The organism is Glaciimonas sp. CA11.2 (genome assembly GCF_034314045.1).
Taxonomy (GTDB): domain Bacteria; phylum Pseudomonadota; class Gammaproteobacteria; order Burkholderiales; family Burkholderiaceae_D; genus Glaciimonas.
Window position 1 is genome coordinate 659,148 of the sequence record NZ_JAVIWL010000001.1, and the last position, 16,026, is coordinate 675,173.

The 16,026-nt window shown below is 51.2% G+C and carries 12 protein-coding genes; 9 read left to right on the plus strand and 3 right to left on the minus strand.

All coding sequences use genetic code 11. The features are described from left to right. Positions 1-189 precede the first annotated feature (189 nt). The 9 genes from RGU75_RS02790 to RGU75_RS02830 all read left to right on the plus strand — a co-directional run bounded on the left by RGU75_RS02790 (position 190) and on the right by RGU75_RS02830 (position 12,505). Positions 190-1,824: an efflux transporter outer membrane subunit gene (locus RGU75_RS02790; protein WP_322232791.1), complete on the plus strand. Its 1,635-nt coding sequence runs from the start codon at positions 190-192 to the stop codon at positions 1,822-1,824. A 15-nt stretch (positions 1,825-1,839) separates the two neighbouring features. Beyond that, positions 1,840-4,086, plus strand: a complete 2,247-nt coding sequence (locus tag RGU75_RS02795) for an FUSC family protein (protein ID WP_322232793.1) — start codon at positions 1,840-1,842, stop codon at positions 4,084-4,086. Then, positions 4,076-4,279, plus strand: a complete 204-nt coding sequence (locus tag RGU75_RS02800) for a DUF1656 domain-containing protein (protein ID WP_322232795.1) — start codon at positions 4,076-4,078, stop codon at positions 4,277-4,279. The genes RGU75_RS02795 and RGU75_RS02800 overlap by 11 nt, the downstream gene beginning before the upstream one ends. A 7-nt stretch (positions 4,280-4,286) precedes the next feature. Next, on the plus strand, positions 4,287-5,210 hold the full coding sequence (locus RGU75_RS02805; protein WP_322232797.1) for a biotin/lipoyl-binding protein: 924 nt from the start codon (positions 4,287-4,289) through the stop codon (positions 5,208-5,210). 517 nt (positions 5,211-5,727) lie between these two features. Continuing rightward, complete coding sequence (gene uxaC / locus RGU75_RS02810; RefSeq protein ID WP_322232798.1) at positions 5,728-7,122, plus strand: glucuronate isomerase; 1,395 nt, start codon at positions 5,728-5,730, stop codon at positions 7,120-7,122. A gap of 52 nt (positions 7,123-7,174) precedes the next feature. Continuing rightward, positions 7,175-8,782, plus strand: coding sequence for an altronate dehydratase family protein (locus tag RGU75_RS02815; RefSeq protein ID WP_322232800.1), 1,608 nt, complete (start codon positions 7,175-7,177; stop codon positions 8,780-8,782). Between the two features lie 28 nt (positions 8,783-8,810). Beyond that, on the plus strand, positions 8,811-10,253 hold the full coding sequence (locus RGU75_RS02820; RefSeq protein ID WP_322232802.1) for a tagaturonate reductase: 1,443 nt from the start codon (positions 8,811-8,813) through the stop codon (positions 10,251-10,253). Positions 10,254-10,348: 95 nt separating this feature from the next. Then, positions 10,349-11,647: an MFS transporter gene (locus RGU75_RS02825; protein WP_322232804.1), complete on the plus strand. Its 1,299-nt coding sequence runs from the start codon at positions 10,349-10,351 to the stop codon at positions 11,645-11,647. A 132-nt stretch (positions 11,648-11,779) separates the two neighbouring features. Continuing rightward, complete coding sequence (locus tag RGU75_RS02830; protein ID WP_322232806.1) at positions 11,780-12,505, plus strand: GntR family transcriptional regulator; 726 nt, start codon at positions 11,780-11,782, stop codon at positions 12,503-12,505. A 184-nt stretch (positions 12,506-12,689) separates the two neighbouring features. Here RGU75_RS02830 and denD read toward each other — a convergent pair whose 3' ends face one another. From denD to RGU75_RS02845, 3 genes are all read right to left on the minus strand, one after another. Next, positions 12,690-13,667, minus strand: coding sequence for a D-erythronate dehydrogenase (gene denD / locus RGU75_RS02835; protein WP_322232808.1), 978 nt, complete (start codon positions 13,665-13,667; stop codon positions 12,690-12,692). An 88-nt stretch (positions 13,668-13,755) separates the two neighbouring features. Continuing rightward, positions 13,756-14,550, minus strand: a complete 795-nt coding sequence (gene otnI, locus RGU75_RS02840) for a 2-oxo-tetronate isomerase (RefSeq protein WP_322232810.1) — start codon at positions 14,548-14,550, stop codon at positions 13,756-13,758. Between the two features lie 78 nt (positions 14,551-14,628). Next, positions 14,629-15,978: an MFS transporter gene (locus RGU75_RS02845; protein WP_322232812.1), complete on the minus strand. Its 1,350-nt coding sequence runs from the start codon at positions 15,976-15,978 to the stop codon at positions 14,629-14,631. Positions 15,979-16,026 lie beyond the last annotated feature (48 nt).

Genomic DNA, 16,026 nt, shown 5'->3' on the forward strand with positions numbered 1-16,026 from the left:
AAAAAAAACGCCACCACAAGTGGCGTTTTGCTGTTTTATTAACACTTTAGATAGTCGTGATTAGATAGTTGTGACTTTTCATAAAAAATAAGCGGCTAGTACAACAATCACGTAAGCACGTATTCAAAATGCGAACTGATGTAGTTACTGATACGCGTAGCAACATCTCATCACTCATCGGGTTTCACCATGTGGTTCCTAGCTTCCTTCTTGCCTCAGCATCTGCTAACAGATTCATGTCCAGCGCCGTTATCTCCGAAACGCTCCTTCGCTTCGCTGACAGCATTGCTGACATCATGGCTGACATCAAAATCGACCAACGGATTTCTCGTTGCCAGCACTTTGGCAGTTTCGCTTAGCGGGTGTGCAAGTTATTCAGGCATCGACCCTATCGCCAAACTCAGCGATGGTCAGAGCATCGACGGCCGCGCACTCAATAACAGCGCAGCCATGACCGCCACGCAAATAAACGCACAATGGCCGACCGTCACCTGGTGGAAAGCTTACCGCGACCCGCAACTCGATACGCTAGTAAAACAGGCAATTGCGGACAGCCCATCTATTAAAATCGCCCAAGCGCGGATTCGTCAGGCCACCGCGTTGGCTGGTGTGGCAGAAGCGGGAACCTTACCGAAGGTTGGTGCCGCAGCGTCAGTCACGCGCGAATTGTTCACCACCGACGGCTTATATCCAGCACCGTTAGGTGGCGGTTGGGACTGGAGCAACGATGCACGCATCAAGGCCAGTTATAACCTCGATCTATGGGATAAGGATCGCAACACATTGGAAGCTGCGCTTGATAATGTACACGTCAGCGCGGCAGAGGCACGTGCGGCACAACTGAATCTGGAAGGCATGGTAGTGCGCAGCTATTTGCAGCTCGCATCCCAGTTTGTACTAAAAGATATTGCCGAAGCATCGCTGGCACAGCAGCAAGCTATCGCTAACATTGCACAACGTCGCCTGCATGCTGGCATCGGTACCGGGCTTGAGGTGAATCAAGCCGAAACCAGCTTACCGACTACCCGCGCTGCGATTGAAAAGATCAACGAAGCCATCGCGCTTTCGCGCAATCAAATTGCAGCGTTGACGGGCCAAGGGCCCTCCGCTGGCGACGCTATAGCGCGTCCGATGCTATCGCGCAGTATGGTGAATAGTCAACTTGCCAGTAACGCAGAACTACCGATCAGCCTTCCCGACAATGTGCCGGCCAATCTAATCGGGCGGCGTCCTGACGTTATTGCTCAACGCTGGCGCGTCGAATCGCTGACCAAAAACATCGCCGTCGCCAAGGCAGCGTTTTATCCTGATATCAATATTTCGGCTTTCATCGGGTTCGAATCAATCGGCTTAAGCCGCTTCCTGACCACCGACTCCAATGTTCGTGGTTTTGCCCCTGCAATCTCGTTGCCCATCTTTGATGGCGGCCGTTTGCGCGCTAATCTGGGCGCACAAACGGCGACGCTGGATGCTGCTATTGAGACCTACAACAATACCTTGTTGCAGGCGTTGCAAAGCGTGGCCGACCAGATCGTCAAATTGAAATCTGTTGAGTTGCAGCGCAATCAATCCGAACGCGCTATGGCACTCGCCGAAAAATCGGCAAGTTTTGCGCAGCGTGCGTTTAAGGCGGGTCTTACCTCCTATCTCAATGTCATTCAAACTCAAACGGCGTTGCTGCAAGAGCAGCAACGTGTCGCACAAACCCGCGCCGCATATTTGGATGCATGGGCACAACTCATGCAAGCACTGGGCGGCGGACTTGGTGACGATTTGCCGCATCCCAAAGTTGAGGTTGCAAAAGCTGCCTCTTTCGCTAAATAAGGCTGACCTCACGCCATGAGTGAACTCGCCCAAAAACTGGATAGCGCCAATGACGCGTGGTTACCGCGCTTGAAAAAAAGCAGCGGTGCCTGGATTCACGCGCAAGCGCCGACTCTGTTACACATGACAAAAATGTTGCTAGCGATTTTTCTGGCGATGGGTTTGTCGATGTTATTCAATTTATCCAAGCCATCCACCGCGATGGTCACCGTCGTGATTGTGACCCAGCCGGGTAGCGGGCTGGTCATGGCGAAAGGTTTCTACCGTTTCATCGGCACCTTCATCGGCGTAGTATTTTCTCTGGTAATGGCGGCCTGCTTCACGCAGGAACCGGTACTATTTTTGATTGCTGGAATGTGTTGGATGGGATTTTGCACTGCGGGCGCAATTACTTTCCGCAACTTTCAGTCTTACGCGTTTGTACTGGCCGGTTATACCCTGGTGATCGTTGGTTTACCGGCTGCGCTGGACCCGGCTAATGCGTTCGATATCGCCGCAACACGGCTCAGCGAAGTAGTGTTGGGGTTGCTATGTGCTGGCGTCGTTAGCGACGTATTGTTTCCTAAACGTCTGTCAGAAATGATTCTTGCCACGGTCGCTCATCGCTTCGCCCATTTTTCTACGTTTGTGCAAAACAACGCAATCGACCCGCATTCTCAACGCTCGCAATTGGATCGCGATAGCTTGATGCTGCGCCTCATCGGCGAGGTCATCGCGCTAGAAAGTCTGCGCACCTCATCGACTTTCGAAAGTTCAACTGGCCATGTAAAAGCAGACCATTTACGTCTGTTAAATACGACGTTCATGACGGTCTCCACCACCTTTCACTCCCTTGACCAACTTTTTCTACGACTACAAAATACCGGAAAAATAAATACATTTAATGCCGTGATGATGGAGTACAACGCCATTGTTAGCATTATGAGCAACAGCCGAGTCGATATCCCGCTGAAGTTGCAGGAATGCCGCCAACAACTTTCAGAACGGCTTGCTGCGTTACGGCGTGGATTAACATTGAGCTTTGCCGAAATGCTGCACCTTGATGAGACTTACATCAACGATGCCTTGCTAGACTTCGATGCCGCCGCGGCCTTATTACAACGTTTTACCGATGAATTGCGTCTTTACACGCGGGTTCACAACGCCGTGCTGGCGCGCGACCATACATTACCCGCGGATATCGCCCTCACCGCTCATTACGTCAATCGTACCGATCCCATCATGGTGGCCATGTCATCGTTAAGGGCAATGATCGGTTTCGGCGTATCGATGCTGTTTTGGTGGCAAACCGGCTGGCCTTCAGGCGTGGATGCCGTAGTGTTCGCCACCGTCGTCAGCGCCTTATTTGCGGCGTCGCCATCCCCGACCAAAACCGTTATCGGCTTTATGCAAGGCGCATTCATCGGCGGCGTTTGTGGCTTTATCTGCGCGTATTACATTCAGCCCGGCGCGCAAAATTTCGTTATGCTGTGCTTATCGCTGACACCATTTTTGCTCTTTTTTTCATGGCTTGCTGCCAAACCGAAATACACAGGACCCGGCTTGGGAATGCTGTTATTTTTTCTGTCCTATGCCGCGGTAGGCAATGTCTATGAGTTCGACTATGTCGGCTTTTTGAATGGCATGACAGGTGGTCTGATTGGATGCGCGATCGCCGCAGCGATGTATATGATTATCGACCCTGTCGATAGTCGCTGGGAACGAGCAAGACTGATCCGAGCGCTACGGCGCCAGGTAGTCGAAGGCTGCAATAAACCTCTTACCGGTTTATTGGCACGCTTCGAAAGTGGTACGCGTGATCTGGTCGGACGGTTTGCCATGGGGCATTTGGTGCCAAGTGATGATGATCGGGAAGTCATGACATGGTTACTCTCCGTGTTTGAAATCGGGCGTGCGGTAATTCACTTGCGAGAAGATATCGCCCCGCAAAACCGCTACCGAAATAACATGTCCGTCATACAGGGTCAATCGGCACAGTCCACAGAGTCGGTCAATTATGCCCATACCGCGATTGAACGCAGTATCACCACCGTTTCGCAATTCTTTTCCCGCCCTAATCCGCGTAATATGGACAGTGCATTGGTGGCTGTTATCGCTGCTATTGCCGCTTGCCGTGTCGTTTCCACGGTGCAGATTCAGGCCTTGCAAAATTACTCCGCAGTCTTGGCCAATCTCCATCTGATCCGAACTTCGCTTCTGGAGCACGGCCCAACTGATCCAATGCGCAACACTTCATCATCAGGATCTGACAATGCCCCGTGAAATCGCAATTTTTGATGCCCTCGTACCGACCCTGCTTGCTGTATTCATTGGCTGTGTCATCTTGCAATTCGGCGTTGACTGGCTACTAACGCGATTACGTCTGTATCGTTTCGTCTGGCATCCTAGTCTGTTTAGGATTGCCATGTTTTTTTGTATTTTTGGTGGTTTTGGCCTTTTACTGCACGCTGCTTGAGACTCATATGAACTTATCGCTATTTATTAAAAACGTCCTAAAAATCGTCATCACACTGATCGTCGTCGTCATTGCCTGCTGGTTGACCCGAGCGCTGTGGGATCACTACATGAATTCACCATGGACCCGTGACGGTAGAGTCCGCGCAGATGTAATTAGTGTTGCTGCCGATGTCGCCGGTCGCGTGATCGAAGTACCGGTCGGCGACAATGCCTACGTCCACAAAGGCGACATCCTGATGAAAATAGATCCGGCCCACTACGCGCTGGCATTGGTGCAAGCCGACGCAATGGTGGCCCAAAGCCGCGTTGCGCTGACAATTAAACAGCGCGATGCAGCGCGCCGTGCCATGCTTGACGGTGATGTTATTTCAAATGAAAGTCGCGAAAATTCCAGTTCCGACGCATCGGCCGCTGAAGCGGTGCATCGGGCGGCATTGGCATCACGCGACATGGCAAAACTCAATCTTGAGCGCACTAACGTGCTCGCACCGGCCGATGGCTGGGTTGCTAACCTCAACGTTCACGCTGGCGATTTTGCCCAGGTTGGTGTTCCTAAAATGACAGTGATTGACGCTAATTCATTTTGGATTTACGGCTATTTTGAAGAAAATAAACTCCCGTTGATGCAAGTTGGTGACAAGGCCGAAATGCGTCTTCTGGGCAGCGACAAGCTTTTGACCGGACACATTGAAAGTATCGCCCGCGGCATCACCGATCGCGACAACGGGCCTAGTAGCAATGGACTGGCAAACGTGAACCCAAGCTTCAACTGGGTGCGACTGGCGCAACGCGTACCAGTCAGAATTCATATCGATAAAGTGCCAGACGGGATCACGCTGGCGGCTGGGATGACATGCACGGTGGTTGTCAAACCGGGTGAAAAAAGCGCATCGCAGCCACCAACAGTAGAGGCAAAAAAAGCTGGATGAATACCAGAGAAAATATATCTATCAACGCAATATTGCAGTGATAAAAGAGTGAATGGATTAACCGCGGGATAAGATATTCCGATTGATCCACGCATTTTTTTACAATCGGTATCAATAAAGCTTGCCAAGTTGTAGCCTTCGATACTCTTGGCCGCCCTTCCCCGTATCGCCCCACAGCGTGGGCGTGGCATTTCCCACTCCTAGTATCAACAATACATCCTCAAAACGCCGTTTTGCTGCCATAGATCAAAGTGCAACTCTCGGCAGGCCGCGGTCGTTCCAAATAAATACACGTTCTAAGCGACCTTCTGTCATTCGTCAGATTGCGCTTGCATTTCTGATATATTACGAATAATTTACTGATATATCACAACATCACCTAATTAAAAGACCAGACTTCAGCAAAAAACGTCCCAGCCAGGACAGCACAAGGCCGCTGGGCGATTGCATAAGTCCTTAGAAATTTAACTTAATGGAGTGGCCATGTCGCCATTCGAGGCGCGGAGGCCATTTCAGCATGACAACATTTATGGACAAAGATTTTTTACTCAGCACCGCAATCGCTCGGCAGCTTTATCATGATGTTGCGGCCGATTTGCCCATCATTGATTACCACTCGCACTTGCAACAAAGCGAGATCGTAGAGCGCAAGGTATTCCGTAATTTAACCGACTTATGGTTAAGCGGTGACCACTACAAATGGCGCTTAATGCGCGCCTCTGGCGTCAGCGAAGACTTCATTACCGGTGATCAGGACGACGAAGCCAAATTCCGGGCATTCTGCAAAATATTACCGCTCGCCATTGGTAATCCGATTTATCAGTGGAGCCACCTTGAGTTGCGTCGCCTGTTCGGTATTGAACTGACCATTAACGCCGCCAACGCCGGTGCAATCTGGGAAGCCGCGAATGCCAAGCTAGCCACGATGGATACCTGGTCCTTCCTCGAACAAGCAGGTGTTGAAATCGCCTGCACGACCGATGATCCCGCTGACGATTTGATCCAGCATGATGAAATCGCCGCCTCGCCACTGAAATGCCGCGTGCTGCCAGCCTATCGCCCAGATCGCGCGATGCGTATTAATCGCGACGATTTCGTCGATTATCTTGCCCATCTGGCGCAGGTTTCTGGCGTTAAGATTAATTCTTTTGCATCGATGATGGAAGCGTTGGCAGTCCGTGTGGCGTATTTTCATCAACGTGGCGGCCGCATCTCGGACCACGCAATTGATACTACGCTGCCGCTAATTGCAGCTACACCAGCACAACTGGAAGCCTTATTTGCCAAGCGTCTGGCGGGCGATTTACTGACGGAAGCTGAGATGGGCCAATACTTGCGCGGCCTTTTGGCTGACATCGGCAAGGTCTACGCCAAATTCGATTGGGCCATGTGTCTGCACATCGGTGCACAGCGCAACAACAATAGCCGTATGCAAGCCCGTCTTGGTTCCGATACCGGTTATGACTCCATTTCGGATATGACAATCAGTGCAGGACTAGCCGGTTTGTTGGATTCGCTTGATGCCACTGATGAGTTGCCGCGCACGATGTTGTTCTGCATGAATCCGAACATGAATGAAGTGCTCTCCAGCATGATCGGCAATTTTCAGGACGGTACTGTCGTCGGCAAGATTCAGTTCGGCCCGGCGTGGTGGTTCAACGATCATAAAGAAGGCAATCTGCAACAAATGATTAGCCTTGCAAATCACGGCGTATTGGGTACCTTCGTTGGCATGGTCACCGATTCACGTAGCTTTGCATCCTATCCACGTCACGACTATTTCCGCCGCTTGCTGTGCCGCCAACTCGGATTGTGGGTCGAAAGCGGTGAGTATCCAGCCGATATCGATGCCTTGAGTCAGATCGTGCGTGGCATTTGCTACGAAAACGCCAAGCAATACTTCAAGCTTTAATTGCCTGTAAATATTGACCACTAGCCGATATTAATTAGCCACGGAAATCTTCATGAGCAACTCGCAAAAGATACTTTGCATACATCCAGATGACAGCATGTTGGTCGCATTAGTCGATCTCGTGCCGGGCGAAGTCGTCGTATGGGAAGGCGAATCCGTCATCATCTGCACGGCGGTGAAGGGCAAGCATAAATTTGCGCGTAAAGCTTTTGCAGTAGGCGAGTTATTAGTGTTGTATGGCGTGCCTGTGGGCAAAGCTACCCAGCCGATCCGCCGTGGCGAGGCGGTCACCACTGAAAATTTGGAACATTACGCTGCCGAAGTCGAACTGGCAGATAGCGTTCCTTACCAATGGAGCGCGCCTGAAGTAAGCCGCTTTGATGGCCTCACTTTTCCGGGTGTGGTGCGCGCAGATGGTCGCGTCGGCACCGCTAATTATTGGCTGATTTTTCCACTGGTGTTCTGTGAAAATCGCAACGTTGAGCATCTACGCAATGCACTGGAAGGGCCACTCGGCTACACCAGCAACGATCTCGCTGCGTTCACCCTGTCATTGTTGGGCGAAGACATGGAAGCGCCCAAGCCGGTAGTGCGACCTTTTCCCAATCTGGACGGCGTGCGCATTATTACTCACGCTGGTGGTTGCGGCGGCACGCGTGCGGATGCCCGCTCACTGTGCAAGATTTTGGCGGCCTATGCGGATCATCCAAACGTAGCAGGCGTTACCGTCTTCAGCCTCGGATGCCAGAACGCTCAAATCAAGATGTTTCAAGAGGCGCTGAGACTTCAAAATCCGCAATTCGACAAGCCATGCCTGATCTACGAACAACAAGCCTGGGATAGCGAACAGGCCATGATGAAGGCGGTCCTCCAAGACACGCTGAGCAATCTTAAAGCGGCCAACAACGTCTTGCGTCAGCCAGTGCCGCTATCGCATTTAAAGATCGGCGTGAAATGTGGCGGTTCGGATGGTTTCTCCGGGATTTCTGCCAATCCGGTGATGGGTCAGGTATCGGATATGGTCGTGGCATTGGGCGGCTCATCGATTCTGGCCGAATTTCCGGAGCTGTGTGGGGTTGAAGCCAGTCTGATTGAACGCTGCGAAAGCGATGACGATAAGCGCCGCTTTCTCACTCTGATGCGTGATTTTGAAGCACGAGCCGAAGCGGTCGGTGCGCATTTTGCCGACAATCCTAGTCCGGGCAACATCCGTGATGGTTTGATCACTGACGCGATGAAGTCAGCGGGCGCAGCAAAAAAAGGCGGGACTTCTCCGATTGTTTCGGTGTTGGATTATGGCGAGCAAACTGACAAGCCAGGCTTGGCTCTGCTTTGTACGCCGGGCGGCGATGTCGAATCGGTGACCGGCATAGTCGCCTCGGGCGCAAATGTGGTGTTGTTCTCAACCGGATTGGGTACGCCCACCGGTAACCCGATTGTGCCGGTACTAAAAATTTCAAGTAATAGCCGGATCGCAAACCGACTCACTGACATGATTGATTTTGATTGCGGCCCCGTTATCGACGGTGCACCCGTCCCGGAAATCGCGAATCAATTGCTCGATATGGTGGTGGCGGTAGCGGGCGGCGAATACAAGACAAAAGCCGACCGGCTGCAGCAATACGATTTCATTTTTTGGAAACGCGACATTTCGCTTTAAGACTTTGTAAGGTTTTTTAGGATTTTTTATGCAGCCACTACACCGCGACACGCCATTCTCTCTACCTATCAAATTTATCCAGTTTGGTGAAGGTAACTTCCTGCGTGCTTACATCGACTGGCAAATCGACCTGCTGAACGAACGCGTTGGCCTGAATGCTGGCGTAGTCGTAGTGCGACCACGCGGTCATACTGCCAAGCCATTGCTGGATGTGCAAGACGGTTTATTTACGACCCTGATACAGGGAATCGACGAGAAGGGCGGCGCAGTCAGGCAATACAGAAAGATCAGTTGCGTACAGCGCGAGATCAACGCGGTCACCATGTATGACGACTTTCTGGCATTAGCGCGTAACCCTGATACCAGATTTGTGGTGTCCAATACCACCGAGGCAGGCATCGTCACGAACGATACGGATGCATTGACCGATGCGCCGCCACTGTCCTTCCCTGCCAAATTAACGCAGTTGATGTTCGAACGTTTTCGACACTTCGATGGTGCACAAGACAAAGGCTGGGTCATTCTGCCCTGTGAACTGATCGATCATAATGGTCCCGCGCTGAAAGCTGCAGTGCTGCACTTTGCCGTGTTATGGAAACTCGACAGTCAATTTATTACATGGTTAGAACAAGCGAATACTTTTTGCTCCACGCTGGTCGACCGCATCGTTAGTGGATTCCCTGAAAGTCAGATAGCCGATATCGAGACAGAACTTGGCTACAAGGATCAGTTTCTCGTTGCCGCAGAATATTATTATGTCTTCATTATTCAAGGCCCTGCGTGGCTGGCCGATGAACTGCGCTTAGCCGATGCCAATCTGAACATCAAACTAGTCGACGATATTGCCCCATACAAACAAATGAAAGTCGGCATCCTCAACGGCGGACATACCACGCTCGTCCCGGTCGCATTATTGGCCGGATTGACTTCTGTTTCGAAGGCAGTGAATCATCCAACGATCGGTGACTTCCTGATTGCCGCGCTCGATAATGAAATTATTCCTGCTCTACCGTTGCCGCACGACGAAATGGTGCAATTTGCTGCCGACGTGTTACGTCGCTTCCGTAATCCCTCTATCCATCACAAGCTGGAGTCTATCGCGCTTAATAGCTGGCCTAAGTTTGCAGCACGCGTGATGCCCCAAATACAAAGCTTTCACGCAATAACCGGCAAACTGCCGCAACGTCTGGTATTGGCGCTAGCGGCAACGCTGCTTCTATACCGGGGCGACGTGGTAATCCTATCCGACGATGCCGCTACTTTAACGTGGTTTCAGGACGCCTGGTCGCGCGTCAAGACGGGACAAGATACCACCAGGGATCTGGTCGGCCAGTGGCTTGCGAACACATCATTGTGGAACAGCGATTTGAATCAAATAGATGGTCTGACGAACGCAGTCGTCAGCGCGCTGGCATCGATTGAGCGCGATGGCATCCTTGCCACAATTAATGCAATTAACGTAGTTAACTAAATTTACACATTTTAGAGATTGACGGCGAAAGCTTAACAATCCGAAAACACCATTCCAGTTGGAATCATAGATAACAAAAAACAGGTGGGGACAAAATGAACAAAATTAAAGGCATGCGCTGGTGGATGGTTGGCATGGTCACGGCCGGACTAATCGTCAATTACTTGGCCAGAAATACGCTCTCGGTCGCAGCGCCGACCATGATGAAGGAATTGGATTTTACTACTCAGCAATATTCCTATGTGGTGGTCGCCTGGCAAATTTGTTATGCATTAATGCAGCCGATTGCCGGTTACATACTCGATACCGTCGGCACCAAAATTGGCTTTGCAGTCTTTGCAGTGGCATGGTCTTTAGCATGCGCCTCCGCAGCACTGGCGACCGGCTGGCAAAGTCTGGCGTTCCTGCGTGGATGTCTGGGTCTGGCTGAAGCCGCTGGTATCCCGGCTGGCGTCAAAGCGACCACCGAATGGTTTCCAGCCAAAGAACGTTCCATTGCAATCGGCTGGTTCAACATCGGTTCATCGGTCGGCGCTTTATGCGCACCACCGCTGGTCGTGTGGGCACTATTACATGGCAACTGGAAATGGGCCTTCATCATCGTCGGCGCCCTTGGAATCGTGTGGAGCTGCTTATGGATGTTGCTCTATAAGCACCCAAAAAATCAAAAACATCTCAGCGGTACTGAACGCGATTTTATCCTGCGCGGACAAGAAGCCAAGTACAACGAAAGCCACTCTAAAAAGGCCAGCTGGTCGCAAATTGTCCGCAATCGTAACTTTTGGTCAATCGCTATTCCGCGCTTCCTGTCGGAACCGGCATGGCAGACTTTTAACGCCTGGATTCCGTTATACATGGTCACGGTGCACCACATGAACTTGAAGGAAATTGCGATGTTTGCATGGTTACCATTCCTCGCGGCCGACATTGGTTGCGTATTGGGCGGTTACCTGAGTCCTTTCTTCCATAAATATGCAGGCGTCTCACTGTTCACATCACGCAAAATGGTGGTCGGCGTCGGTGCCTTGTGCATGATAGGACCAGCTTGTATCGGACTCGTTTCCAGTCCGTACATTGCCATCGCCTTGCTATGTGTAGGCGGCTTTGCACACCAGACCTTATCCGGCGCACTGTATGCCATCACGTCCGATGTATTTGGCAAGAACGAAGTAGCAACCGCCACTGGCATGGCCGGTATGTCAGGATATTTAGGTGCGACATTATTTACGCTCGTGTTCGGCATACTCGTTACGCAAGTCGGTTACGGGCCGCTTTTCGTGCTGTTGGCTGTATTCGATCTACTTGCGGTCGTCGTGCTGGTGCTACTGGCGCGTGAGCGTGCCTGTAGCGACGCTGGCACACCGATTGGCGCGCAGGTAGCACTTAATCCCTGATCAACATTTGGCGACGCCACGCGGTTATACTTTTGGAAATGGTGTCAAACTGGTAAATTTAGCGACTCTCGGTATCCGAGCGTTGAATCACTGCACACATCATTTCCATCTTATTGCTAAGCGAATCCAACTATGAACGCACCACAACCTGATCAGCAATCCACCGACGAGACGCCAATTAGCGCGGCACGGCGTGTCTACCGTTACCTGCGCCAACGCATCATCGACATGACACTGGTTCCGGGCGCGCGTCTGGTCGAACGCGATATCGCCGAAGAACTTGGTATCAGCCGCACGCCGGTGCATGAAGCGGTGCAACGATTAGCAGAAGAAGGGCTGATCGAAGTGGTGCCCCGCGTCGGCACTTTCGTTGCGCGTATTCCGCTAGACAGTCTGGAAGAAGCGATGTTGGTACGTTCCGTGCTGGAACTTGCAATCATCGAAAAGGCGGCACAACGCGCTACGAAGGATGGGGTCAGCCGCTTGCAAGCGATTCTTGACGCGCAAAGGGCCTGTATTGCGGCAAACGATAAAGCCGGTTTTCATCAGACCGATGAGGCTTTCCACGAGATGCTAGCGGAGCTGTCCGGCTTTCCCGGGGTATGGCCATTAATACTGCAAGCCAAAACCCAGATCGACCGCTACCGTCAGCTAACATTACCTTTGCAGGGTCGTATGGATGGCGTGCTGGTCGAGCATAGCGAAGTTGTGGCTGCGATTGCTGCGGGCAATCCGTCCAATGCGGTGGCAGCCATGCGCGATCATCTCGACCACGTACTGCCGTTGCTCGAAATAACCCGCAAGATGCGTCCGGAGTATTTTATTGCCAGCGCCAAACCAAAAGCTAATAAATTTTAGATTAACGGGAATTGGACTCAGGCAACATCAACGCCACGGCAACGATTGGTGATGTTTCAGAACACGCCTTCATCTTCCAACCGACAACCTGCCATCTGTCCGGGTAAATATAGATGCCAATACGGCCGACGCACATATGGTTCGACCGTATCAGCAAAGCGGTATTGAAAACAACTGTCCTATTTTAGGCAGCCGGTAAATCATCCTCAATATAAGCACGCACGATATCGTCAAAGTTATCATCGCTGCTAAAGCCGAGAGCCGTTGCTCGGGTTGCGTCCCATGCACCGGGCCAACTGGAAATAATGCGATCTATGGACGGGTCCTGTTTCCACTCCACGCGTTTGGCGACTTCTGATCCGGCGACGCGTTCCAACGCTCCAACCATCTCGCCAACAGTCACTGACACACCTGGTAAATTAATCGTGCGACGCGTACCGAGCGCTTCAGTAGTCAGCGTATAGCCATGAATCAGGCACGCGATGACCTTGCGTGGAGAAAGTAACCAAAGCCGCACTTCCGGGCCGACCGGACAGACCGTCGACTCACCGTTAAGCGGCTCGCGAATGATACCGCTGGCAAATGATGATGCGGCCTTGTTCGGCTTGCCGGGACGCACACTGATTGTCGGCAACCGCAACACCCGACCATCGACATACCCTTTACGACTGTAGTCATTCAGCAATAGCTCGGCGATCGCTTTTTGTGCACCGTATGACGATTGCGGGTTAAGCGCAGTATTGTCTTGCACCACCGCTGGCAAGTCGCCGCCAAACACCGCCACCGAACTGGTAAATATCACACGCGGTTGATGACCACAAAGACGGCAGCGTTCCAACAACAGGCGCGACGCTTCAAGATTGATGCGCATGCCTAACTCAAAATCCGACTCAGCTTGTCCACTAACGATAGCCGCCAAGTGAAAAATAGCCGCAGTATCCGTCGTGATCGCCCGTTCCAGCAATGCGCTGTCGGCGATATCGCCAGTGATTTGCGCGATCCGCGCATCGTCAAAACCGGTTGCGGCGACAATGTCGACCAGTACAATTTTGGTGATAGTCTGTAGCGCGCCCTTGCTATCTGGCAACGTTCCCTGCGCTAATAGCTGGCGTGCTAAGCGCTGTCCTAAAAATCCGGCTCCGCCGGTAATAACTACTTGCATGGAATACTTTCTAAAATGAGAGATGTTTTAAAGTTCGTCTTGCAGCGCAATGATTCGCTTATTTTTGCGCTGGAAGTTGCTCTGGCAATTACGCTTTTAGCCAGGGTTTAAGCCATCCCAAGCCTTCAGAGGTACCGGCTTTAGGGCGATACTCGCAACCGATCCAGCCGTCGTAACCCAACTGATCAATCAATGTAAATAAATAGGGATAATTAATTTCACCCAGGTCCGGCTCATGCCGATCAGGCACGCCCGCAATTTGAATGTGGCCGATTCCACCATGCGGCCGCACCATGTCGCGCTTTAATTTAACCGCAAGATCACCTTCTACGATCTGGCAGTGATACAGATCAAACTGTACGCGCAAATTATCCAGCCCAACCTCAGCGCAAATCGCTTGCGCATAATCCTGACGATTCAGAAAAAATCCAGGAATGTCGCGGGTATTGATCGGCTCGATCACCAGCGTGATGTTGTGTGGCGCAAGCTGCTGTGCCGCATACGCCAGATTGTCGATATACACGGCACGATGACGGGCGCGATCCTGTTCTGGGCCAATCAAGCCAGCCATCACATGCAGCTTATCGTTGCCTAATACACTGGCATATTTCAGCGCAGTATCAATGCTACGTCTAAACTCATCCTCACGCCCTGGTAGTGAGGCGATACCACGCTCACCCTTTGCCCAATCTCCCGGCGGTGCATTAAACAATGCCTGCGTAAGTCCATTGTCGTCCAAAAGGTCTTTTAATACAGCAGCAGCATAGTCATAGGGAAACAAAAATTCCACGGCTTTAAAACCATCTTTCGCAGCGGCCTTAAAGCGGTCTGGAAATTCGTGTTCGGTGTACATCATCGTTAGATTTGCGGCAAAACGTGGCATCGCGAAACTCCTTAAATATTTATTTCGGCAGCATGTCTATGCTGCCGAAATGTTATTACTTGCGCTATTACAGACGAACTATTTATTCACCATCTTAGGCGAAGTCAGATAGATGGAAATTGCCCCGACGACGAGCATTCCGGCCAGCATAAACATACCGGTTTCATTGCTATGTGTCGTATCTTTCAACCAACCGACCAAAAATGGACTGACGAATCCCGCCAGATTGCCGACCGAATTAATCACTGCAATACCGGCAGCCGCCGCTGTCCCCGACAAAAACGCCGTCGGCAAGGACCAAAACAAAGGCGAACACGTCAGCACACCCATTGCAGCCAATGATAAAAATGTGATGGCGATTACCGTGTTGTCCGCAGCCAGCGCTGATATAACGAACCCAACTGCGCCCAACAATGCCGGGATCATCAGATGCCAGCGACGCTCACGCAGACGGTCTGAACGACGCCCGATCAAAATCATCGCCACTACCGCGCACAAGAATGGAATCGCACTGATCAAACCAATATTTAGCGCGCCTTCCACACCAGAAGCCTTGACCAATGTTGGCAACCAGAACGTCAAACCATACTGACCCATAACGATGCAAAAATAGATCAGACACATATGCCAGATACGGGCATCTTTAAAAACACCGGCGGTAGATTTCGGGCTGACTTTACCTTTTTGGTCTTCAACGATTGCGGCTTCCAGAAAATCTTTCTCGTCCTCCGATAACCACTTCGCCTTGCGAATGCTGTTGTCCATTACAAAAAAAACAGCAATACCGATCAGGACCGCTGGAATTGCTTCGATCAGAAACATCCATTGCCAGCCATGCCATCCACTGGAACCGTGAAATGCTTGCATGATCCAGCCAGATAATGGGTTACCGAAAATGCCGGATAACGGAATCGCTGCCATGAAAGTCGCAACCACTTTGGCGCGCCGATGTGATGGGAACCAATAGGTCAGATACAGAATGATACCGGGATAAAATCCTGCTTCAGCCAGACCGAGCAGAAAACGTAAAACATAAAACTGCGTCGGCGTCTGGACAAAGACAAAGCATGCGGACAGCAATCCCCATGTAATCATAATGCGGGCAATCCATAACTTGGCGCCGACTTTGTGCATGATCAAATTACTTGGCAATTCAAACAAAAAATAGCCTAGAAAAAATATACCTGCGCCGAGGCCAAAAACGGTTTCACTGAATCCTAAATCGACCGACATCTGAAGCTTGGCAAAACCAATATTGACGCGATCCAGATAAGCGATCACGTAACACAACATAATAAATGGCACAAAGCGCCAGAATACTTTTTTGTACAATCCATCGGCGTCAATAACGCCCTTTTTTGGGACTATTGGCTTGCCAGAACCGGCTGGTTTATTTGCCACATTTCCTGGGTTAATTGTTGATGACATCTTGTCTCCGTCTTGGTTTTTTTAAAAAATCGTTCTATGCTGCACATT

Coding starts and splice junctions, on each gene's coding strand:
- RGU75_RS02805 (WP_322232797.1), top strand. CDS start 4,287: ATGAACTTATCGCTATTTATTAAAAACGTCCTAAAAATCGTCATCACA.
- RGU75_RS02800 (WP_322232795.1), top strand. CDS start 4,076: ATGCCCCGTGAAATCGCAATTTTTGATGCCCTCGTACCGACCCTGCTT.
- RGU75_RS02845 (WP_322232812.1), bottom strand. CDS start 15,978: ATGTCATCAACAATTAACCCAGGAAATGTGGCAAATAAACCAGCCGGT.
- RGU75_RS02825 (WP_322232804.1), top strand. CDS start 10,349: ATGAACAAAATTAAAGGCATGCGCTGGTGGATGGTTGGCATGGTCACG.
- RGU75_RS02790 (WP_322232791.1), top strand. CDS start 190: ATGTGGTTCCTAGCTTCCTTCTTGCCTCAGCATCTGCTAACAGATTCA.
- uxaC (WP_322232798.1), top strand. CDS start 5,728: ATGACAACATTTATGGACAAAGATTTTTTACTCAGCACCGCAATCGCT.
- RGU75_RS02815 (WP_322232800.1), top strand. CDS start 7,175: ATGAGCAACTCGCAAAAGATACTTTGCATACATCCAGATGACAGCATG.
- RGU75_RS02820 (WP_322232802.1), top strand. CDS start 8,811: ATGCAGCCACTACACCGCGACACGCCATTCTCTCTACCTATCAAATTT.
- otnI (WP_322232810.1), bottom strand. CDS start 14,550: ATGCCACGTTTTGCCGCAAATCTAACGATGATGTACACCGAACACGAA.
- denD (WP_322232808.1), bottom strand. CDS start 13,667: ATGCAAGTAGTTATTACCGGCGGAGCCGGATTTTTAGGACAGCGCTTA.
- RGU75_RS02830 (WP_322232806.1), top strand. CDS start 11,780: ATGAACGCACCACAACCTGATCAGCAATCCACCGACGAGACGCCAATT.
- RGU75_RS02795 (WP_322232793.1), top strand. CDS start 1,840: ATGAGTGAACTCGCCCAAAAACTGGATAGCGCCAATGACGCGTGGTTA.